The following is a 21903-nucleotide window of genomic DNA, read 5'->3' on the forward strand; positions in this document are numbered from 1 at the left end:
AGGGATTCCAGGTCAGAGGCTGTCGCGCAGTCGGTACCAGGCCTTGCCGATCGCTTCGAGCGGCGCCGCGAGGTATTTGCCGCCGGGAAAGCTGCCATTACTCAAGCCTTGATACAACGCCAATTCATCCGCGTTGCCGAGGATCGCGTCGGACACTGCACGTGCGGCAGCCAGTGTCGGCAGCACGCCGTGGCCTGAATAGCCTTGCAGCCAGTAACGATTGCGCTCGCCGCCGACATCCGGTGTGCGGTTGATCGTCAAGTCGATATGGCCGCCCCAGGCGAACTCGATATCGACACCCGTGAGTTGCGGGAACACCCGTTGCAGGAACGGCCGGGTGGCTGCCGCGATGTCTTTGGGCATGCCGCCGAGATAGGTGCAGCCGCCACCGAACAGCAAACGGTTATCCGGGGTGCGGCGGAAGTAGTCGAGGACGAACTGGTTGTCGGTCACGCAGACATTGCCTGGCAACAGCGCCGTCGCTTGCTCCGGCGTGAGCGGTGCGGTGGCGACTTGATAGGTGCCCACCGGCAGGATGCAGCTCGACAGTTGTGGATCGAGTTGATCAAGGTAGGCGTTACACGCGAGGACCAGCACATCGGCGCGAACCGATCCGTGCTCGGTGTTGACCCGCCAGCCTGTGCCCTCCTCCTGATAACTCAAGGCTTTGCTTTGCTCGTAGAGGCGGCCACCGGCGCGCTCGATCGCCATCGCCAGACCCGACGCGAGTTTCAGAGGATTGAGGTGCGCGCCTTCAGGGTCGTACAGCCCCGCCTGATAACGCTCACTGGCCACCCATTCCGGCAACTGTTCACGCGGGATGAACTGCAGCGCATCGTGGCCCCACTTTTGGCTGGCCTCCTCCTGCCATTCAGTGAGCAGACTGACCCGACGCGGCATCACCGACGTCCACAAATGCCCGGGTCGATAATCGCAGTCGAAACCATGCCGCCCAGGCAACTCGCGTAATTCCCGAGCCGCCCAGCGCATGCCGTCCCACAGCCGTCTGGCCCGCTCACGCCCCAGCGCGGCTTCCAGCGGCGGCATGTCGCACGACCAGCCAAGAATCGCCTGTCCGCCGTTACGCCCCGAGGCCGCCCACGCGACGCGACTGGCTTCCAGCAGTGTCACGCGCTTACCGGCCAGCGCCAGACGCAATGCGGTGTGCAGGCCGCTGAAACCAGCGCCGACGATCACGATGTCGGTGTCTTGATCGCCCTGCAGCATCGGCCGATCGCGCAGGAGATCGGCGCAACTGTGGGCGTAATAGCTGTCGACGTGCTGGCTGGATTGCAGAAACATGCGCGGCCTCATGAAATTTATTTCTTATAATTTCATGAAAATCTACAGAATAAATTTCACGCCAGCAACTCAAAAAGTGCAGCGGCAGATCCGAGATCGAGCCATTTTCAGGTTGCTAAGTTGCGAGAGCGGACCAAGGCGTGCGGATGGCCGAGGTGTTTTCAGGGACGCTTCTTATCGGGACAGGAGACCTGTTAACCGCCCGCAACGCGCAAATGCTTCAAGGCATTACAAAGGCAGTTCGACCCGCGCGATCAAACCGCCGCCGCTGCGGTTGCGCAACGTCAACGTCCCCCCCTGCTCCCACACGATCGCCCGCGCAGCGGACAGCCCCAGCCCGACGCCGCCGGTGTTACGGTTGCGCGAGGTTTCGAGGCGAAAAAACGGATCGAAGACCTTTTCCAACGACTCTTCAGCAATGCCAGGCCCCGTGTCACTGACTTCGATACTGACCAGGCGCTCGTTCGCGCGAAGTTCGATGCGCGGCTGTTGCGCATATTTTTCGGCGTTTTCCAGAAGATTGACAATCACTCGCTTGATACCCAGCGGCCGCCCCTCATAAACCAGATGCGCGGGCCCCTCAAAGTCAACGCTGATGTGTTGATCGCGGTAGTCATCGACGATCGTTTGCAAGAGCTCCGACAGATCGAATGCAGTGGCCTCCTCGCGGTGCGTGTCTTCACGGAAGAACGCCAGCGCCGCGTTGATCATCGACTGCATTTCTTCGATATCGCGGATCAGCTTGCCCTGGTGATCGAGGTCTTCCATGAATTCGCTGCGCAGGCGCATACGGGTCAGCGGTGCGCGCAAGTCATGGGAAATCGACGCCAGCATGTGCGTGCGTTCGCTGATGTAGTGCTGAATCTGCGCCTGCATGGTGTTGAAGGCGATGATCACCTGGCGGATTTCGTTCGGGCCTTCGATCTTGATCGGCGGCGCGCGCAGATCACCGCCGAAGCGGCGCGCGGCGCTGGCGAAACGCTGCAGCGGTTGGGCCAGTTGGCGGGTGGCAAGCCAGGCCACGAATACCGTGGCAATCAGGCCCAGGGCGATGATGATCGCGATGCGTGTGCCGATGTCCAGTCCCCAGGAGCGCTCGCGTGAAGCGAACAGCAACCAACTGGCATCCGGCAGTTGAATCAGCGCCGCGTAGCGGGCCTGCGGACTGCTGCTCGGCCAGTCCGCGGGATTGAACACCTGAATGTGTCGATCATCGCCCAACAACTGATGCAGCACCGACGCCTTGTTCGCGATGAGTGGCGTACCACCTGCAGGCAATCCGAGTTCGGCGCGTTGCGCACTCCACGTCACTTCCTGGGTCGGGCCACTTGCCGCTTGGGCCAGTTGCCGGCGTAACGGTGCCGGTGCGGCTTCGATCACTTTGACGGTGGCGGCAATCTGCTCCAGCAACCCGGTGCGTTCAATGGGCGGTCGCGCCCAGGTCCCCGCCACCTCGACGAACAGGAAATTCAGCGCCAGCGAAGCGAGCATGGCCGCGACAATGGTCAGGGCAATCCGCCGACTCAGCGGGTCGCGCTGCAGCCACCGGCGGATCATGAGCGGGTGACCTTGGCGGTGAACATATAACCGCCGTTGCGCACCGTGCGGATCAGGTCCGGGCGTTTGCTGTCCGGCTCGATCTTGCGCCGCAAACGGCTGACCTGCACGTCGATGCTGCGATCGAACGCGTCATGGCCCTGGCCACGGGACAGGTCGATCAATTGCTCTCGGGTGAGGATGCGCTGCGGGTGATCGAGAAACACCACCAGCAGATCGAACTCGCCACCGGATAGCGGAATCATCACGTTTTCCGGCGAGCGCAGCTCGCGGCAAGTGATGTCCAGATGCCAACCGGCGAAGGCGATAACCGGGCGTGAAGGTTCCAGCGCCGTCCGCTGTTCTCCGGCCCGACGCTGCAAGGCGCGTACGCGGGCCAGCAGTTCTTGCGGGGCAAAGGGCTTGGTCAGGTAATCGTCGGCGCCGAGTTCCAGCCCGACAATGCGGTCGCTCAACTCGGCCATCGCCGTGAGCATGATGATTGGAATGCCCATCTGCGCGCGTATTTTCTGGCACAGACTCAAACCACCTTCGCCGGGCAGCATCAGGTCGAGAATGATCGTGTCCGGCCGCTGCTGCGCAATCGCCGCCCACATCGCGACGCCGTCGGCGGCGACATCGACTTCGTAGGCGTGCTGGACGAAGAACTTCTTCAGCAAGGCGAGAATTTCCACGTCATCGTCGACGATCAGCAGTCTGCTCACGTTCACAGGATCCTCAGGCCAGAAAAAGAACGCATCTAAAACTATTCCGGCGCCCGGGTCATTTATTTCAATCGGGCAACATTCCTTCGCCCCCGGACATCAAGCGGACATCCTGCGGCAAAACCCCTCGGGCACCCTGCAGGCCATCGAAAACAGGGGGGCATTTCATGAAGGCTTTGCACAGCAGGTATACCGCCGAGGGACACGACGCCCGCTATCCGTTGATCCTCAGCCAGCGCACCACCGCACCCGAACCCGATCAGCCGCTGCTGTTTCAGGAGTTCTGCCTGGGCCTGGCGAATGATCAGAGCCGGATTGTCCTGCGCCGCTATTTCGAGCAGTTCGGCCCCACCAGCGCCCAATGGGTCGAGTACGTCCACTCGATTCCGGCCGCCGATCTCATCCACTGGATCATGACCCACGGAACGCTGCACATCGAGTGTTCGGACAACACCGCGCCACTCGCCTCCTCGACCACCGCCCACGATTGAACCTGCGGGCAATAGACGTATAACAAGGAACTCCATGATCAGAAGCCATTGCTTGATGACGCTGCTGTGTACCGCGTCCCTGAGCCTGTCGGCCTGCAGCAGCAAAACCGTCGAGCCTGAAAAATACAGCGGCTTTCTCCACGATTACAGCGTACTGCGCGAGCACCAGTCGCCATCGGGCCTGCCGGTTCTGGGTTGGGTCAGTCCGGCCCTGGCCCGTGGCCGTTATACGCAGGCCTATCTGGCGCCGAGTCAGTTCTACCCGAGCGCCGAGCCGACTGAACGCATCCCGCTGAGCACGCTCGCCGGCGTAACCGATTACTACGACGCGGCCCTGCGGCTCGAACTGGGCAAGGTACTGAAACTGGTCCCGCACCCCGGCCCGGACACGCTGACGGTCAGACCGGCGATCACCCGTGTGGCCGCCAGCACCCAGGGTTTGCGGTTTTATGAGTGGCTGCCGGTCACCTTGATCGCCGCCGGTGTGAGCAGCGCCACCGGCATCCGCGATCAGGACAGCGAAATCGCCACCGAAGTGTCGTTCGAGGACGGTTCTACCGGCGAAGTGGTCGCCGAAGTCGTACGCAAGGGCACTGGCGTGGCGCTGGAAAACGACCGGCAAGTGCTGACCGCCGATGACGTCAAAGGCGTGCTCGACGGTTGGGCCAATGACCTGGGTAAATCGTACGCGGCGATTCGCAAATAGTGGCGACGGGACTTATCCCGTTCGGCTGCGCCCTCATCACGCTCTGCACTCACAGGGCAGTTAATTCGGTGACACCCGGAAAAAATTCAGCGAGCGCTGAATTTTTTCGTGTCTTCTTGTATCAGAGCCAATAAGTCCATGCCATCAAACAGATAGCACCGATACAGCTCAGGTACAGGGAATACGCCACATGACATCCAGCAAACCCGCGGTCAGTCCGATCAGACTGAAAGACATCACCATTGTCGACGACGCCAAGATGCGCAAGGCCATCACCGCCGCCGCGCTCGGCAATGCGATGGAATGGTTCGACTTTGGCGTCTATGGCTTTGTCGCCTACGTGCTCGGCAAAGTGTTCTTTCCGGGCGCCGACCCGGGCATTCAAATGATCGCCGCATTGGCGACCTTCTCCGTGCCGTTTCTCATTCGGCCACTGGGTGGCCTGTTTTTCGGCGCCCTGGGCGACAAATACGGACGCCAGAAAGTCCTCGCGGCCACCATCGTGATCATGTCGCTCAGCACCTTTGCCATCGGCCTGATCCCGTCCTATGCCTCGATCGGCATCTGGGCGCCGATCCTGCTGTTACTGGCGAAAATGGCTCAGGGTTTCTCGGTCGGTGGCGAATACACCGGCGCCTCAATCTTCGTCGCCGAATATGCACCGGACCGCAAACGCGGGTTTCTCGGCAGTTGGCTGGACTTTGGCTCGATTGCCGGTTTCGTCCTCGGCGCCGGCGTGGTGGTACTGATTTCCACCACGCTCGGCGAAGCGAAGTTCGAGGAATGGGGCTGGCGTCTGCCGTTCTTCCTCGCGTTGCCGCTGGGCATGATCGGCCTCTATCTGCGTCACGCCCTGGAAGAAACCCCGGCCTTCCAGCAGCACGTCGAAAAGCTTGAGCAAGGTGACCGCGAAGGCCTCGCCGGCGGCCCGAAAGTCTCGTTCAAGGAAGTGGCGACCAAGCACTGGCGCAGCCTGATGACCTGCATCGGCGTAGTGGCAGTGACCAACGTCACCTACTACATGCTGTTGACGTACATGCCGAGCTACCTGTCGCACAACCTGCACTACAGCGAAAACCGTGGCGTGCTGATCATCATCGCGATCATGGTCGGCATGCTGTTCGTGCAGCCGGCGATTGGCTTCATCAGCGACAAGATCGGCCGCAAGCCTTTCATCGTCGTCGGCAGCATCGGTCTGTTCATCCTGGCAATTCCGGCGTTCATGCTGATCAATAGCGGCAAGATCGGCCTGATCTTCGCCGGCCTGCTGATGCTGGCCGTGTTGCTGAACTTCTTCATCGGCGTCATGGCCTCGACCCTGCCGGCGATGTTCCCCACGCATATTCGCTATAGCGCCCTGGCCAGTGCATTCAACGTCTCGGTGCTGATCGCCGGTCTGACCCCGACCGCTGTCGCCTGGCTGGTAGAAAGCACCAATAACCTGTACATGCCAGCGTATTACCTGATGGTCATTGCCGTGATCGGCCTGATCACTGGCGTCACCATGAAGGAAACCGCCAACCAGCCGTTGCGTGGCGCTGCGCCGGCGGCTTCCGATCTTGAGGAAGCCAAAGAGCTGCTGCAGGAGCATCACGATAATATCGAGCAGAAAATTGAAGATATCGACGCGCAAATTGCGGAGCTGGAGGACAAGCGCAAGTTGCTGGTGCAGCAGCATCCGCGTATCAACGAATGAGTTGAATTAATTCCCCTTGTGGCGAGGGAGCTTGTCGAATTGTCGTATCGTCCCGCTGGGGGGCGGAGCGGCGTTTCTTTCAAAAGCATGGGTTCGCTGCGCAGTGCAGCGGACGTAAGCGCCCTCGCCACAGGGTTGAGCTATTCAGTTCACTAACATACCGTGACACATCAAACTCAAAACGCTGCGCATATGCCGCGCATGCGCCTCTCTGTCCGGCGTCGCCTCGGTCGCCAGGCGAATAAACGCGACATTCGCATACTGGTTAAACAGCGTCGCCGCGACATTTATGTCGATGGATTCGCGGATTTTACCGACGCGCTGAAAATGCATCAGCAATGCCTTGGTCTCTTCGATCACCGCGGCGTTCCATGGGTCCAGCGCGCGGGCCAGTTCGCCGGTGTACAGGAACGGCGCCAGTTCTCGCCATAGCGAAGCCGGCATCGCTTGCAGCTGGTAGTGAGTCATCAGGCCCTCGAACTCGCACAGCGCCTCCAGTGGATCACTGTCGTCATCCAGATTGGCCCGCGCCTCGCGCATGGCCTGCTCGTCCGGTTGCTTGAGCAGCGCCAGCAGAATCTCCTGCTTACCGCCGAAATAGTTGACCACGGTCGGCGCGGACACGCCGGCCTGCACGGCGATCTGGTCGAGGGTGGTGGCGGCGAAACCATTGCTTTTGAACAGTTCCAGCGCCGCCGTTGCGATGACTTCCCTGCGCTGTTCCTTTTGCCGCTCTCTGAGTCCGCTCATGTTGCCTCTGTTGATCCTTGCCAATGGCCCTCAGCCTACGGATATCTTTTTTCACCGACAAATATTTTCTTTACAAAAATATTTTTAAGTGACAAAACTTTACCCGTGCACCGCTGGAATGAACGCACCCACTCGTCCCGTTTATCTGGAGATCCGCCATGTCCGCCGAATTCGATCCTGCCCGCAGCACCCGCGATTACCAGGCCGCCGACGCCGCTCACCACATTCACGCGTTCGTCGATCAGAAAGCCCTCAACGAAGAAGGTCCGCGGGTGATGGTCAGCGGTGATCGCCTGGCGTTGTGGGACAACGACGGCAAGCGTTATCTGGACGGCATGTCCGGCCTGTGGTGCACCAACCTCGGTTACGGACGCAAGGATCTGGCCGCCGCCGCGACCGCGCAGCTGGAGCAACTGCCCTACTACAACATGTTCTTCCACACGACCCACCCGAAGGTGATCGAGCTGTCCGAGCTGTTGTTCAGCCTATTGCCGAAACACTACAGCCACGCGATCTACACCAACTCCGGCTCCGAGGCCAACGAAGTGCTGATCCGCACCGTGCGCAAGTTCTGGCAGGTGCTGGGCAAGCCCGAGAAGAAAGTCATGATCGGCCGCTGGAACGGCTATCACGGCTCGACCCTGGCCGCGACGGCGCTGGGCGGCATGAAGTTCATGCACGAAATGGGCGGCACCATCCCCGATGTTGCGCACATTGATGAGCCTTACTGGTTCGCCCATGAAGGCGACCTCAGCCCGGAGGAGTTCGGCCTGCAAGCGGCGCGGCAACTGGAAGACAAGATTCTCGAGCTGGGCGCCGACAAGGTTGCCGCGTTCGTCGCCGAACCGTTCCAGGGCGCGGGGGGCATGATCATTCCGCCGGCCACTTATTGGCCGGAAATTCAGCGCATCTGCCGTAAATACGATGTTTTGTTGTGTGCTGACGAAGTGATTGGTGGTTTTGGTCGCACGGGCGAATGGTTCGCCCATCAGACATTCGGTTTTGAACCCGACACGCTGTCGATCGCCAAAGGCCTGACCTCGGGTTACATCCCCATGGGCGGTTTGATTCTGTCGCGGCGCATGGCCGAGGCGCTGGTGGAAAAAGGTGGCGTGTTCGCTCACGGCCTGACCTATTCCGGGCACCCAGTGGCGGCCGCCGTGGCGATTGCCAACCTCAAGGCATTGCGTGATGAAGGCGTGGTCGCGCAGGTCAAATCCGACACCGGGCCGTATCTGCAGAACTGCCTGCGCGAGGTGTTCGGCAATCACCCGTTGGTGGGTGAGATTCAGGGCGTGGGCCTGGTCGCGGCGTTGCAATTCGCTGAAGACAAGGCCAGTCGCAAGCGCTTTGCCAATGAAAACGACATCGCCTGGCGCTGCCGCACGATTGGCTTTGAAGAGGGGTTGATCATTCGTTCGACACTGGGACGGATGATCATGGCCCCAGCGTTGATCGCCACGCGCACGGAGCTGGATGAGCTGATCGACAAGACGCGGATTGCGCTGGATCGTACGGCGCGTGAGTACGGCGTGCTGTGATCGGCTGAGGGCATATCTGTCTTCTGTGGGCGCAACAAACTCCTGTGGCAAGCCAGCTCCCGCAGGGAATGATGAGCGCCTGAAAGGATTAAATCGGTGGGAGCACCATCCCGCCGATTACTCCGCGCGCCGCTTGGTGTTAAATAGGCGCCAGTCTTAACCTTGTCGCTTATAGCTGTGCCACGAGAGCCGATATGAACACCCATTCCAGGAAAAGAACCCCAATTCAAACGGCGGTGACCGCATGATCGAAGTCACCGAAGTTTCCATTGCCCAACTGCGCGCCGCGCTGGAATCCGGTCAGACCACTTCGGTGGAGCTGGTACAAGCCTATCTGGCGCGCATTGATGCCTACGACGGCGCCGACACCCCGACAGCGCTGAATGCCGTGGTGGTGCGCAACCCGGAAGCGCTCAACGAAGCGCGAGCGTCCGATGCCCGTCGCGCCAAAGGTGAAATCCTTGGCCCACTCGACGGCATTCCCTACACCGCCAAAGACAGTTACCTGGTCAAGGGCCTGACCGCTGCGTCCGGCAGCCCGGCCTTCGCCGACCTGATCGCCTACCGCGATGCGTTCACCATCGAACGCCTGCGTGCCGCCGGGGCGATCTGCCTGGGCAAGACCAATATGCCGCCGATGGCCAATGGCGGCATGCAGCGCGGTGTCTACGGTCGCGCCGAAAGTCCTTACAACGCCAATTACCTGACCGCGCCATTTGCTTCAGGCTCGTCGAACGGTGCCGGCACTGCCACTGCCGCGAGTTTCGCCGCGTTCGGTCTGGCAGAAGAAACCTGGTCGAGCGGGCGCGGCCCGGCTTCGAACAACGGTTTGTGCGCCTACACCCCGTCACGCGGGGTGATCTCGGTGCGCGGCAACTGGCCGTTGACGCCGACTATGGACGTCGTCGTACCTTACGCGCGCACCATGGCCGACCTGCTCGAAGTCCTCGACATCGTTGTCGCTGAAGACCCGGACACCCGTGGCGACCTCTGGCGTCTGCAACCGTGGGTGCCGATCCCGAGCGTCAACGAAGTGCGCCCCGCCGCTTACGCCGAGCTCGCCGTCGATGCCAAGGCGCTGGCGGGCAAGCGTTTCGCCGTGCCGCGCATGTTCATCAATGCCGATCCTGAAGCCGGCACCAGCGAAGCCCCGGGCATCGGTGGCCCGACCGGCCAGCGCATCAACACCCGCGCCTCGGTGATCGACTTGTGGAAGCAGGCACGTCAGGCCCTCGAAGCCGCAGGTGCCGAAGTCATCGAAACCGACTTCCCACTGGTCTCCAACTGCGAAGGCGACCGTCCCGGCGCACCGACGGTGTTCACCCGCGGGCTGGTCTCGAAAGAATTCCTCCACCATGAGCTGTGGGACCTGACCGCGTGGGCGTTCGACGATTTCCTGCAAGCCAACGGTGACCCGAAACTCAATCGACTGGTCGACGTCGACGGGCCGAAGATCTTCCCGCACGATCCGGGCACCCTGCCCAACCGTGAAGGCGATCTGGCCGCCGGCATGGATGAATACGTGCGCATGGCCGAACGCGGCATCACGCCGTGGAACGAGATCTCCACCGTGCCTGATGGCCTGCGAGGTCTGGAACAAACCCGGCGGATCGACCTGGAAGACTGGATGGACACACTCGGCCTCGACGCCGTGCTGTTCCCGACCGTCGCCGACGTTGGGCCGGCAGACGCGGACGTCAACCCGGAATCGGCGGACATCGCCTGGAGCAACGGCATCTGGGTGGCCAACGGCAACCTCGCGATCCGCCACCTCGGCGTACCGACCGTCACCGTGCCGATGGGCGTGATGGCCGACATCGGCATGCCGGTGGGGCTGACCTTCGCTGGCCGGGCGTATGACGATTCGAACCTGCTGCGATTCGCGGCGGCCTATGAATCGACCGGCAGCAAACGCCAGATCCCGCCGCGCACGCCGCCACTGTCTTAAATGCTGAGAGTGCGGTGTGTCTGTCAGCAGAAATGTTGCCTGACACACCGCCATCGCTGGCAAGCCAGCTCCCACAGAATTCTGCTGCAGTCACAAAACCCGTGTTGAACGCAAAACCTGTAGGAGTGTGTGTGGTCATCATCGGTGAGCGCACCCTGAACCCCTGTGGGAGCTGGCTTGCCAGCTCCCACAGGTTTCTGCTGCAGTCACAAAACCCGTGTTGAACGCAAAACCTGTAGGAGTGTGTGTGGTCATCATCGGTGAGCACACCCTGAATCCCTGTGGGAGCTGGCAAGCCAGCTCCCACAGGTTTCTGCTCCAGTCACAAAACCCGTGTTGAACGCAAAACCTGTAGGAGTGTGTGTGGTCATCACGGTGAGCGCACCCTGAATCCCTGTGGGAGCTGGCTTGCCAGCGATGGCGTCAGCGCCTTCACCACCTCATGACCTGACAGCCACAGCAATTCAGCACACCCGCTCAATCGCCCTTCCTGCATTCACGCGATCATCCCGGTCACCTTAATTGCCGCTGGCCACTGACCATGATCGACTGCGTCCCCTCGCGCCTCACCCTGCTCGCGCTGCTCTGCGGTCTCACTACAACCGCCCACGCCAGCGGTTTTTTCGACGATGCCAAAACCGAAGTGCTCAGCCGCAATTTCTTCCTGAGCAACGATTACCGCTCGCCCTCGCCGTCCGGTAAAAACTACAAACAGGAGTGGGCTCAAGGGTTTATCGGCACCTTCTCATCCGGTTTCACCCCCGGCACAGTCGGTTTCGGCATCGACGCCCACGCCTTCGCCGGGCTGAAACTGGATGGCGGCAAGGGCCATTCCGGCACAGGGTTGCTGCCGGTCGACAGCGATGGCCGCAGTGAAAACGACTACTCCAGCGCGGGCGGTGCGCTCAAGTTGAAAGCGTCGCGCAGCACCCTCGCCTTCGGTGAAATGACCGTGGAAACACCGGTTTTCGACACCTCCGACAAACGCCTGCAACCGGAATACGCCACCGGTTTCCTGCTCAACAGCGCCGAGTTCGACCACGTCAATCTGGTGGCCGGGCATTTCACCGCGTTCAAGAATCAGGACAGCTCATCGGGCAAGGGCGATTTCTACGGCTATGGCGCCAATACCGAGGCCGGCGGGATCAGTTTTCTCGGCGCCGATCTGTTCAGCGACAGCCCGATAGGCGGCGCGTTGTATGCCTCGGACCTGAGCGACACCTGGCATCAGTACTACGGCAACCTGCACCTCAAGCAGTCCGGCGTGTTGCTCGACGCCAACCTTTATCACACCCGCGACAGCGGCCGGGCACTGGCCGGCGCCATCGACAACACCGCGTTCAGCCTTTCCGGCAAATACACCTTCGGCCCGCACGCGGTGATGCTCGGCTGGCAAAAGATCAATGGCAACACACCGTTCGACTTCGTCGGCGGCGACTCGATCTACCTCGCCAACTCGATCAAATACGCCGATTTCAACGGCGCCAACGAACGCTCATGGCAGGCGCGCTATGACCTCGACCTGGGCGCCTTCGGCATCCCCGGCCTGAAGTTCATGACCCGCTACGTCAGCGGTAGCCACATCGACGGCACTCACGCGCCGAAGGGCGGCGCCTACAACCCATTCGATCCTGACAGCGGCAGTTACCAGCCGCAGCAGGGTGACGGCGGCAAACACTGGGAGCGGGATATTGATTTGAAGTACATCGTTCAGTCGGGCGCGGCGAAGGATCTGTCGGTGCAGGTCTCACATGTATCGCACCGGGCCAATGAGGCGCAGGCTGGCGATGACATTGACCGGATCTATGTGGTGATCCAGTACCCACTTGGTTTCTAACCCACCGCCCATCCCGATTTGAAACGCTATCCGCTGTCGGAGTGAGCCTGCTCGCGATAGCGTCTTTCAGCAACATTCATGCTCACTGATACACCGTTATCGCGAGCAGCCTCACTCCCCAGGTTTGGGTTTCAGCCAAATATCCGTGTACGCAACACACCTTTCACGGCCAGCCATGTAGGTGCTGTTGATTGAAATGGCGGAAGGCAGCCGGAGTCGAACCTGCCCGGGAACGGATGCCGTCCCCAACCGGGTTTGAAGCCCGGCCGCGCCACCGGGCGCGATTGCCTTCCTTGAACTCATTGGGCGTCGGCGTCGGCCAGCGCGTTGTCGGGGCGGATCTGGCGGGATTCGCCGAGGCGTCGGGTCAGGCCGACGCGGTCGAAATATTCGAGGTACTGAATACAGCGTTTGCGTCCCAAGCCTAGCGCATCGCGGAAGGTTGTCACCTGGATCTGCGGATTTTCCCTGGCCAGTTTGAGCAACACTTCCGCCATTTGGCGCAGTTGCACGTCGCTCAAAAACAGGTCGCGCACTATTTGATGCATCAAACCCAAACGCGCCAGTTTACGCAGCAACAAGCGCACGACCGCGTCGTCCTGCCCCAGCACTGTCGCCACGTCACGCACCCACGGCGGATCGAAACCGGCCAGTTCGAACAATGGCTGCAACCCTAGCCAGAGGCTTTCGTCCTCGGCATTCAGGCGCACCTGATGATCCGGCAGGTGCAGCCACGGACCGCTCGCCTGGATCGATCCGGCCGTCAGCAATTCATCGAGCAAGCTCGCGAATGTCGAACGTTCGAGTGCCAGCCCGCTGAAGCGACGCAAGCGATCGCGATCCGGGCCCATCTGGTCAGGTTCCCGTTCATGGAACTGCGCGAGGTGCTCCAGCAGCGTGAACTTCAGTTGCGCCCAACGCTGCACATTGAACAGCACCGGGCCTTGGCGGGTGTCGATCAGGCGCACGTTGTCGGCTAACGACCAGGTTGAGCGCGGGCGATTGAATTGACGCTCCAGTCGTTGCGGGTCGAGGCCCCCAGCGCTGTGATTGAGCAGCACCGGCAAGGCTCGTTCAAGGCTATCGCTGGCAGCCAGGGCTTGCAGTTGCGCCAGACGTTCGGGGCTGCGCCGTTGTCGTGCCGGTGCAAACGGGTCGAGGACCTGACCGCCACCCAAGGTCCGTTGCGCGCTCTGGTCACGCAGGATCAGCCGATCGCCCTTCAACGCCTGCACCGGCACATTGATCAGCAATTGCGCGAACATGCGTTCGCCGGGACTCAAGCGGGGCCCTTCGAGCAAGGCCACCCGGGCGATGACATCCTGCGTGCCGAGGTGCACATGCACAGGGTGAAAGTGTTCGAAGGTGCGTTCGCCGGGCAATAGGTGAAAGTCGATGTCGACCCGTTGTGTCGGGGCGTGCAACCACTCGCTCAGCAGCCACTGGCCGCGATGGATCTGCGCCAGTTCAAGGCGTTCAGCGCTCAGATTCAACGCCACCCGTTGCCCGGCGAAGGCCTGTTCGGCGGCTTGGTTCTGCGCGTGCAAGCCGCGCACCCGCACGGTTTTCCCGGATGGCCCGAGGGTCAGTTTGTCGCCGACCGTAACTGCGCCCGACAACGCCGTGCCGGTCACCACAATCCCCGCGCCCGCCACGCTGAACGCGCGGTCGATGGCCAGGCGAAATCCCCCTTCACGACTACGCTCATGTACCTCGCTTTGCGTCTGCACCAGCAGCTCGCGCAGTGCTTCAATGCCCTGCCCGCTCAAGCTCGACACAGTCATTATCGGCGCCTCGGCAAACGGCCCCGGCGCGAGTAGATCCAGCACTTGACGTTGTACTTCTTCCACCCTGCCCGCCTCGGCTCGATCGCACTTGGTGATCGCCACCACGGCCCGTGAAATGCCGAGCAATTCAACAATCGCCGAGTGTTCGCGGGTTTGCGGCATCACACCGTCATCCGCCGCCACCACCAGCAACACCAGATCAATGCCTTGCGCACCGGCGAGCATGTTATGGGTGAATTTTTCGTGGCCAGGGACGTCGATAAACCCGGTCAGCCCCGTGCCGGGTTCAAGTTCGGCGTAGAGATAACCCAGGTCGATGGTCATGCCGCGCTCGCGTTCCTGCGGGCGGCGGTCGCCGGTTTGCCCGGTCAAGGCTTGCAGCAGCGACGTCTTGCCGTGGTCGATGTGCCCCGCCGTGCCGACGATCACGAATCGACCTGCAAGTGCGGCAATTGCGCGAGCCACGCCGGTTCATCGTCGAGCTGACGCAAATCCAGCCACAGCGCATCATCGTCAATGCGTCCAAGCACCGGGATCGGCAAGGCGCGCAGCGCCGCTTCCAGAGTCAGCAGGCAACGCCCGCGCAAGCGCTTGGACACTTGCGGGCGCAGGCACAACGCCGCGCTCGGCAAGCGCGCCACCGGTTGGCTGCCGCTGCCGATCATGCCCAAGGCGTGGACTGCGCTGACATTCCAGGTCTCGCCCAATACGTCAGCCAGCGCCGGCTGCAGCCGTGATGCCTGGGCGAAGATGTCGGCTTGCGGGCGCGTCAACAGGCGCAGGCTCGGCAGACGTTCAGCGAGGCGGTCCGGGTCGCGGTACAACCCCAGCACCGCCTCCAGCGCGGCCAAGGTCAGTTTGTCCACCCGCAACGCGCGTTTCAGCGGGTTCTTCTTGATCTTCGCGATCAGTTCTTTGCGGCCGACAATCAACCCGGCCTGCGGCCCTCCCAGTAATTTGTCGCCACTGAAGGTGACGATATCTGCACCGTCGAGCAACGCCTGACGCACCGTCGGTTCCGCCGGCAAGCCCCAGCGCGTCAAGTCCAACAAACTGCCGCTACCGAGATCTTCCAGCAACGGCAGGCCATGTCGGTGGGCCAGCTCGGCCAGTTCCGCTGTCGGCACGCGGGCGGTAAAACCTTCGATGCTGTAATTGCTGGCATGCACGCGCATGATCAAGCCGCTGCGCGGGCTGATCGCCGCCTCATAGTCGCGGGCATGGGTGCGATTGGTCGTGCCGACTTCGTGCAGACGCACGCCGGCGCGGGCCATGATGTCGGGGATGCGGAACGCGCCGCCGATTTCGATCAGCTCGCCACGGGAAATGATGCCTTCCTTGCGTGCGCCGAGACTGTTCAGGGTCAAGAGCACGGCGGCGGCATTGTTGTTGACCACGGTAACGGCTTCGGCGCCGGTCAGTTCGCGGATCAGGCCTTCGATCAAATCATCGCGATCACCGCGCTTGCCGCTGGCCAGATCGAACTCCAGGTTGAGCGGATAACGCGCGGCCATGTGCACGGCCTCAATGGCTTCGTCCGGGAGCAAGGCGCGGCCGAGGTTGGTGTGCAACACCGTGCCGGTCAGGTTGAACACCCGCCGCACGTTGCTGCGCTGTTGCCGGGCCAGGCGTTCACCGACGCGGCCGGCGAGCACTTCGGGGCTGATTTCGACGGCGGACAATTGCCCGCTCAAGACAGCGGAACGCAACTCATCGAGCAACTGGCGTAAACCCGCCAGCAGCGACTCACGTCCATGACGCTCGGCCAACGGCAGGCAGGCCGGGTGACGCAACAACCCATCAATGGAAGGTAACCGCAGGGACATCAGCCACTCCTGGAGACAGATCTCTGGGCCAGAGTGTAGACCCTGCGTTCACTCATCTCCCGGAGCCAGCAAGAGATTCGGTGCCAGCCGCTGATAACCGTCCTGAGCCAGACGCATATCCAGCAGCAAACTGCCGAGATCTGCCGACAACGCCTCGGCATCGGCATCGTTCTCCAGATAAACCAGTTTCAGGTAGCTATTGCAGCCCGGACAGACCTCCGCCCTTAACGGCGCCTGATTGGCCGCATGCCGATCATCCTCAAAGCTCAAATAGTCGAGCCCTTTGCTCGACTCGCAATACACGCACTTGACCCGCACCACATGCCATTCGCAGGCACACAGCGAACACACCAGATAACGCAGACCGTTGTGTTTGCCACGATGGCGGATCACCCCGGCCATCGCCGGTGACCCGCAGGCCGGGCATTGGCTGAGGCTGTCGCCGGGTTTCAGTTGCAGGTCGTGCACGCTGAGCAGCCAGTGGCTCCACGCCACTTGCAGTGCGGCGCCGAGAAACGGCACCAGTTGCGCCGGCACCAGCGAATACTGGCCACTGACCAGAGCCACGGCCCACGCACGCAACTGACCGGGACTGGCGGCGCGCAGCGTGTCCAGCGCATCCACAACCGCAGGTTGATGCGCCGGCTCATAACGCTGCAGCAACGCGTCAAGCCAAGCCTGCCAGCCCTCTTCGCGCACCAACGTGTCGGCGGCGAACGGCGGTAAACCATGTTGCTGACAGGCAGCAATCCTTTGCTGATCGATCCGCGCCGTCTGCGGTGGGTCGTCGAACACCTGTTGCTGAACACGGCACAACCCGGCAATCAACCGCAGGTACTCAGCCAGTGGATGCCCCTCGGCCAGTTTTTCCAGTCGATCGGCGCGGAGCGCAAACAGGTCAGGCGGCGGCAGATGCAGAAACGGCGGCGAACTGGCCGCCGCCTCGATGTCCCCGGGTTCAAGAATGGTTGCCAAAGGTCAGCCCTTTTTGGTGATCGGTCGTTCCGGCACGTCCGGACGGCGTTCGTCGCGGGTGATTTCGCGATACCAGAGTTCATGGTGTTTCTTCGCCCAGGCGCGACTGACCCAGCCGTGCAGCATCGCGTCCACCGAGCCCTTGATCCACAGCCCGGCGTAAATGTGAATGATGATGCTCAGGATCAGCACAAACCCGGCCAGTGCATGCAGGAGCATCGCCCAGCGGATCACGGTGATGCCGAAATACGCACTGAACCAGGCCCGCCAGATCACCAGCCCGGTGAACAGCAACGCGAACATGCACAGGAGTAAAGTCCAGAACAGCAGCTTCTGCCCGGCGTTGTACTTGCCCACCGGCGGCACGCTTTCTTCGTCGTTGACCATCACCCGATTGATCCGCCGCAGCCACCGCCGGTCATTGGCGATGAAGAAATTGCTGCGCCAGAAGCTGAACACCAGGCCAAGGAACAACACGCACATGGCGATGCCCATGTACGGATGCAGAATCCGTGTCCATGGCCCGCCGCCGAACAGATTGGTCAGCCAGAACATCGACGGATGAAACAACGCCAGCCCCGACAGCCCGGCCATGAAAAACAGAATCGCCACCAGCCAGTGATTGGTGCGCTGGTTGGCGGTGTAACGCAGGATCGTCTTGTTGCTCATGGCCGGTCCTCCCCACGTGGATCGAAGGTGTGCACCGCCGGATCGACGGTATGCACCGAGGTGTCGGGTGGCGTTGGATGGTCATCCTCCTCGACCCGGTTCGGCCCGATGCGCACATAGTGGAAGAGCCCGGCCAGCACCGCCGCGCCCATTGCCAGCAGGCCCAGGGGCTTGCTGATGCCTTTCCACAGGCCCACCAACGGACTGATGGCCGGCGCATCCGGCAACCCGGCGTAGATCTTCGGTGTGTCGGCATGGTGCAGCACATACATCACATGGGTGCCGCCGACGCCTTCCGGGTCGTACAGGCCGGCATTGTCGAAGCCACGGCTTTTCAGGTCGACGATGCGTTCGGCTGCGTGCTCCTTCATGTCGTCCTTGCTGCCGAAGACAATCGCGCCGGTCGGGCAGGTTTTCACGCAGGCCGGTTCCAGCCCCACCGCCACCCGGTCCGAACACAACGTGCATTTGTAGGCCTTGTGATCCTTCTGCGAAATCCGCGGAATGTTGAACGGGCAACCGGTGATGCAATAGCCGCAGCCGATGCAGTGGTCCTGATCGAAATCGACGATGCCGTTGGCGTGTTTGATAATCGCCCCCGGACTTGGGCAGGCCGCCAGGCAACCGGGCTCGGCACAGTGCATGCAGCCGTCCTTGCGGATCAACCATTCGAGGTTGCCGGCGTCGGTTTCGTGCTCGGTGAAGCGCATCAACGTCCAGGTTTCTGCGCTCAGATCCTGCGGGTTGTCGTAGGTGCCGTGGTTGTGGCCGACCTCGTCGCGCAGCTCGTTCCATTCCGAGCAGGCGACCTGACAGGCCTTGCAGCCGATGCATTTGGTAGTGTCGATCAGCTTGGCCACCGCCTCCTGATTCCTCACCGAGGGTGGCACCGTAGTGGTTGCCGAGCGGGCAATGATGTCTTGGCTGGCCATTTAAAGATTCTCCATCAGAGCTTCTCCACGTTGACCAGGAATGACTTGGATTCCGGGGTCTGAGTGTTGCCATCGCCGAGGAACGGCACCAGGGTGTTGGTCAGGTAGCCGTGACGCGTCAGGCCGGTGAACCCCCAGTGCAGCGGGATGCCGATCTGATGCACGACCTGGCCGTTGACCTGCAACGGCCGGATCCTTTTGGTCACCACCGCCACCGCTTCGATGAACCCGCGTTTACAGCTGACGCGCACGCGATCACCGGCGGCAATGCCCTTCTCTTTCGCCAGCACTTCGCCGATCTCGACGAACTGCTCGGGCTGGGCAATCGCATTCAATTTGCAATGCTTGCTCCAGAAGTGGAAATGCTCGGTGAGCCGGTAACTGGTGCCGGCGTACGGGAAGTCCTTGGCTTCACCGAGGCTTTCCCAGACCGAATCGAAGATCCGCGCCGCCGGGTTACTGGTGGCCTTTTTGTTTTGCGGGTGCAGCGGGTTGATGCCGATCGGCGTTTCGAACGGCTCGTAGTGCTCGGGGAATGGCCCCTCGTTCATCTTGTCGACGGCGAAGAACCGCGCCACGCCTTCGGGGTTCATGATGAACGGGTTCATCCCGGCTTCCGGCGGCACATCGGCCTTGTAGTCCGGCACATCGGTACCGCCCCAGGCCTTGCCGTTCCACCACACCAGACGCTTTTTCGGGTCCCACGGTTTGCCGGCGACATCCGCCGAAGCACGGTTGTAGAGAATCCGCCGGTTGGCCGGCCAGGCCCATGCCCAACCCAGATGCTGATGCATGCCATAGGGATCGGCGTTGTCGCGCCGGGCCATCTGATTACCGGCCTCCGTCCAGCTGCCGGCGAAAATCCAGCAGCCGGATGCGGTACTGCCGTCATCCTTGAGCAAGCCGAAACCCGCCAGTTGCGTGCCGGCCTTGACCGCGACGCCGGTGGCATCGGTGAAGTCGGCGACGGCGCTGCCGTTGATCTCCTTGGCCAGTTCTTCCGGCGAAGGCTCGTCGGGGATCTTGTACGGCCACGACAGCTTCAGCAGTGGATCGGGGAACTTGCCGCCCTCGGCCTGATAGCGCTTGCGCAGGCGCAGGAACAGCTCGCTCATGATGCGAATGTCGGTCTGCGCTTCGCCTGGGCCATCGGCACCCTTCCAGTGCCATTGCAGCCAGCGGCTGCTGTTGACCAGCGAACCGTCCTCTTCGGCAAAACAGGTGGTGGGCAGGCGAATGACTTCGGTCTGGATCTCGGCGCTTTTCACGTCGTTGTACGGCCCGACGTTGTGCCAGAACTCCGAGGTTTCGGTGGCCAGCGGGTCCATCACCACCAGCCATTTCAGTTTGGCCAGTGCGCCCATCACCCGATTCTTGTCCGGCAGCGCAGCGATCGGGTTGAAACCCTGGCAGAAGTAGCCGTTGACCTTGCCCTGGCTCATCAGGTCGAACATCTTCAGGACGTCGTAGTTGGGGATGTCCAGTTTCGGCAGATGGTCGTAGCACCAATTGTTCTCGACGGTGGCATTGGCGCCGTACCACGCCTTCATCAGGCTGACGTGGAATTTGCTGTAGTTCTGCCAGTACGACAATTGCCCCGGACGCAGCGGCACTTGCGTGCGTTTGTGGATGAAGGCGTTGTAATCCTGCTCGGTGTCGGTGCCCAGCGTCAGGTAGCCCGGCAGCGCATTGGAAAGCAAGCCAAGGTCAGTCAGGCCCTGAATGTTCGAGTGCCCGCGCAACGCGTTGACTCCGCCGCCCGGCATGCCGACGTTGCCCAGCAACAGCTGGACCATCGCCGCACTGCGAATGATCTGCGCGCCGATCGAGTGTTGCGTCCAGCCGAGCGCATAGAGAATGGTCATGGTCTTGCCGGGCGTGGCGCACGTGGCAATCTCATCCCAGATTTTCTGCATGGCATCGACCGGCATCCCGCAGATCTGGCTGGCAAGGTCGATGTTGTAGCGGCTGTAATGCTGTTTCATCAGTTGATAGACACAGCGCGGGTCCTGCAGGGTCGGGTCGACTTTGACAAAGCCGTCCTCGCCCAGCTCGTAGCCCCAGCCGGATTTGTCGGTATAGCTGCGCTTGGCCACGTCGTAGCCGCTGAAGATGCCATCTTCAAAGCCATAGCCGGCCCTGACGATGAACGACATGTCGGTGTAGTTGCGCACGTATTCGTGCTGGATCTTGTCCGTGGTCAGCAGGTAATTGATCAGGCCGCCCATGAAGGCGATGTCGGTGCCGGTACGGATCGGCGCGTAATAGTCGGCCACGGACGCGGTCCGGGTAAAACGCGGATCGACCACGATCAGCCGCGCGGCGTTATGCGCCTTGGCCTCGGTCACCCATTTGAAGCCGCACGGATGCGCTTCTGCTGCGTTGCCACCCATCACCAGGATCAGATTCGCGTTGGCGATATCGGTCCAGGTGTTGGTCATGGCTCCACGGCCGTACGTCGGGGCAAGACTTGCCACCGTCGGGCCGTGTCAGACACGCGCCTGGTTATCGAACCCCAGCATGCCGAGACTGCGAATCACCTTCTGGGTGATGTAGCCGGCTTCGTTGGACGCCGCCGATGCCGCGAGAAACCCGGTGCTCAGCCAGCGATTCACTGTTTGCCCGTTGGCATTTTTCTCGATGAAGTTGGCGTCGCGGTCGGCTTTCATCAGGTCGACGATGCGGTCGAGCGCTTCGTCCCAACTGATTCGCGTCCATTCGCTGCTGCCCGGCTTGCGTGTTTGCGGGTAGAGCAAACGGCCGGGGCTGTGAATGAAGTCGAGAAGACCTGCGCCTTTCGGGCAGAGGGTACCGCGGTTTACCGGGTGGTCGGCGTCGCCCTCGATGTGAATGATGTTTTGCGCGACGTTCTTCGCGGCATCGCCCTGGCTGTACATGATCAAGCCGCAACCGACCGAGCAATACGGGCAGGTGTTGCGGGTTTCATGGGTGTGGGCAAGCTTGAAGTGGCGCACCTGCTCGGCGAAGGCTGGCGTCGGGGCCATGCCCAACGCGCCCAGGCTAGAGCCTGCAAGGCCGATACCGGCGACCTTGAAGAACTGACGACGGCTGAGATCCATCGTGCACTCCTGATCAGGTGGAACCCGGTACTGATGCCGGGCTTTTTCTGGACAAACACGGTTACGGCAAACGTGTGCCGACTTTTTCACTGTAGACAATGA

Annotated in this window: 16 protein-coding genes and 1 tRNA gene; 6 read left to right on the forward strand and 11 right to left on the reverse strand. The window is 61.6% G+C overall.

The genetic code is table 11. From position 1 onward, the window contains the following. Positions 1-12: 12 nt before the first annotated feature. The 3 genes from K5Y35_RS21940 to K5Y35_RS21950 all read right to left on the reverse strand — a co-directional run bounded on the left by K5Y35_RS21940 (position 13) and on the right by K5Y35_RS21950 (position 3563). The gene (locus tag K5Y35_RS21940) at positions 13-1302 is read right to left on the reverse strand and encodes an NAD(P)/FAD-dependent oxidoreductase (protein WP_222832931.1); all 1290 of its coding nucleotides are present in this window, start codon (positions 1300-1302) and stop codon (positions 13-15) included. 228 nt (positions 1303-1530) lie between these two features. Continuing rightward, a complete protein-coding gene (locus K5Y35_RS21945) occupies positions 1531-2859 on the reverse strand; it encodes an ATP-binding protein (protein WP_222832932.1) in 1329 nt (442 codons plus the stop codon). Continuing rightward, on the reverse strand, positions 2856-3563 hold the full coding sequence (locus K5Y35_RS21950; RefSeq protein WP_123469184.1) for a response regulator: 708 nt from the start codon (positions 3561-3563) through the stop codon (positions 2856-2858). The genes K5Y35_RS21945 and K5Y35_RS21950 overlap by 4 nt, the downstream gene beginning before the upstream one ends. 167 nt (positions 3564-3730) lie before the next feature. Between K5Y35_RS21950 and K5Y35_RS21955 the strand changes: the two genes are divergently transcribed. The 3 genes from K5Y35_RS21955 to proP all read left to right on the forward strand — a co-directional run bounded on the left by K5Y35_RS21955 (position 3731) and on the right by proP (position 6456). Continuing rightward, a complete protein-coding gene (locus K5Y35_RS21955) occupies positions 3731-4054 on the forward strand; it encodes a hypothetical protein (RefSeq protein WP_123468646.1) in 324 nt (107 codons plus the stop codon). Positions 4055-4088: 34 nt separating this feature from the next. Further along, positions 4089-4760, forward strand: coding sequence for a DUF3313 domain-containing protein (locus K5Y35_RS21960; RefSeq protein WP_123468645.1), 672 nt, complete (start codon positions 4089-4091; stop codon positions 4758-4760). 190 nt (positions 4761-4950) lie between these two features. Then, on the forward strand, positions 4951-6456 hold the full coding sequence (gene proP, locus K5Y35_RS21965) for a glycine betaine/L-proline transporter ProP (RefSeq protein WP_123468643.1): 1506 nt from the start codon (positions 4951-4953) through the stop codon (positions 6454-6456). Positions 6457-6600: 144 nt separating this feature from the next. On the opposite strand, the gene K5Y35_RS21970 is transcribed toward proP, so the two are convergent. Next, on the reverse strand, positions 6601-7206 hold the full coding sequence (locus K5Y35_RS21970; RefSeq protein WP_222832933.1) for a TetR/AcrR family transcriptional regulator: 606 nt from the start codon (positions 7204-7206) through the stop codon (positions 6601-6603). Between the two features lie 158 nt (positions 7207-7364). Here K5Y35_RS21970 and K5Y35_RS21975 point away from each other — a divergent pair, with 158 nt between their 5' ends. The 3 genes from K5Y35_RS21975 to K5Y35_RS21985 all read left to right on the forward strand — a co-directional run bounded on the left by K5Y35_RS21975 (position 7365) and on the right by K5Y35_RS21985 (position 12532). After that, positions 7365-8747, forward strand: a complete 1383-nt coding sequence (locus tag K5Y35_RS21975; RefSeq protein ID WP_222832934.1) for an aspartate aminotransferase family protein — start codon at positions 7365-7367, stop codon at positions 8745-8747. A gap of 244 nt (positions 8748-8991) precedes the next feature. After that, positions 8992-10695 carry an amidase gene (locus K5Y35_RS21980; RefSeq protein WP_186745280.1) on the forward strand — a complete coding sequence of 568 codons (1704 nt, stop codon included), beginning with the start codon at positions 8992-8994 and terminating at the stop codon, positions 10693-10695. A gap of 541 nt (positions 10696-11236) precedes the next feature. Further along, positions 11237-12532: an OprD family porin gene (locus K5Y35_RS21985; protein ID WP_222832935.1), complete on the forward strand. Its 1296-nt coding sequence runs from the start codon at positions 11237-11239 to the stop codon at positions 12530-12532. Between the two features lie 197 nt (positions 12533-12729). Here the strand turns inward: K5Y35_RS21985 and K5Y35_RS21990 are convergent. The 7 genes from K5Y35_RS21990 to fdnG form a co-directional block, all read right to left on the reverse strand. Beyond that, a tRNA-Sec gene (locus tag K5Y35_RS21990) sits at positions 12730-12825 on the reverse strand. Between the two features lie 6 nt (positions 12826-12831). Beyond that, positions 12832-14748, reverse strand: a complete 1917-nt coding sequence (gene selB / locus K5Y35_RS21995; protein WP_222834487.1) for a selenocysteine-specific translation elongation factor — start codon at positions 14746-14748, stop codon at positions 12832-12834. After that, positions 14745-16148: an L-seryl-tRNA(Sec) selenium transferase gene (gene selA / locus K5Y35_RS22000; RefSeq protein WP_185015834.1), complete on the reverse strand. Its 1404-nt coding sequence runs from the start codon at positions 16146-16148 to the stop codon at positions 14745-14747. The genes selB and selA overlap by 4 nt, the downstream gene beginning before the upstream one ends. 45 nt (positions 16149-16193) lie before the next feature. Continuing rightward, positions 16194-17120: a formate dehydrogenase accessory protein FdhE gene (fdhE, locus tag K5Y35_RS22005; protein ID WP_222832936.1), complete on the reverse strand. Its 927-nt coding sequence runs from the start codon at positions 17118-17120 to the stop codon at positions 16194-16196. A gap of 3 nt (positions 17121-17123) precedes the next feature. Further along, positions 17124-17789, reverse strand: coding sequence for a formate dehydrogenase subunit gamma (locus K5Y35_RS22010; protein WP_222832937.1), 666 nt, complete (start codon positions 17787-17789; stop codon positions 17124-17126). Next, on the reverse strand, positions 17786-18721 hold the full coding sequence (gene fdxH / locus K5Y35_RS22015) for a formate dehydrogenase subunit beta (RefSeq protein WP_222832938.1): 936 nt from the start codon (positions 18719-18721) through the stop codon (positions 17786-17788). Before fdxH ends, K5Y35_RS22010 begins: the two co-directional genes overlap by 4 nt. Before the next feature lie 14 nt (positions 18722-18735). Next, positions 18736-21801 (reverse strand): formate dehydrogenase-N subunit alpha, encoded by a 3066-nt coding sequence (fdnG, locus tag K5Y35_RS22020; protein WP_222832939.1) that lies wholly within the window; start codon positions 21799-21801, stop codon positions 18736-18738. Positions 21802-21903 lie beyond the last annotated feature (102 nt).

The sequence above is a fragment of the Pseudomonas sp. SC3(2021) genome (assembly GCF_019856535.1).
In the GTDB taxonomy this organism is placed as follows: Bacteria; Pseudomonadota; Gammaproteobacteria; order Pseudomonadales; family Pseudomonadaceae; genus Aquipseudomonas; species Aquipseudomonas monsensis.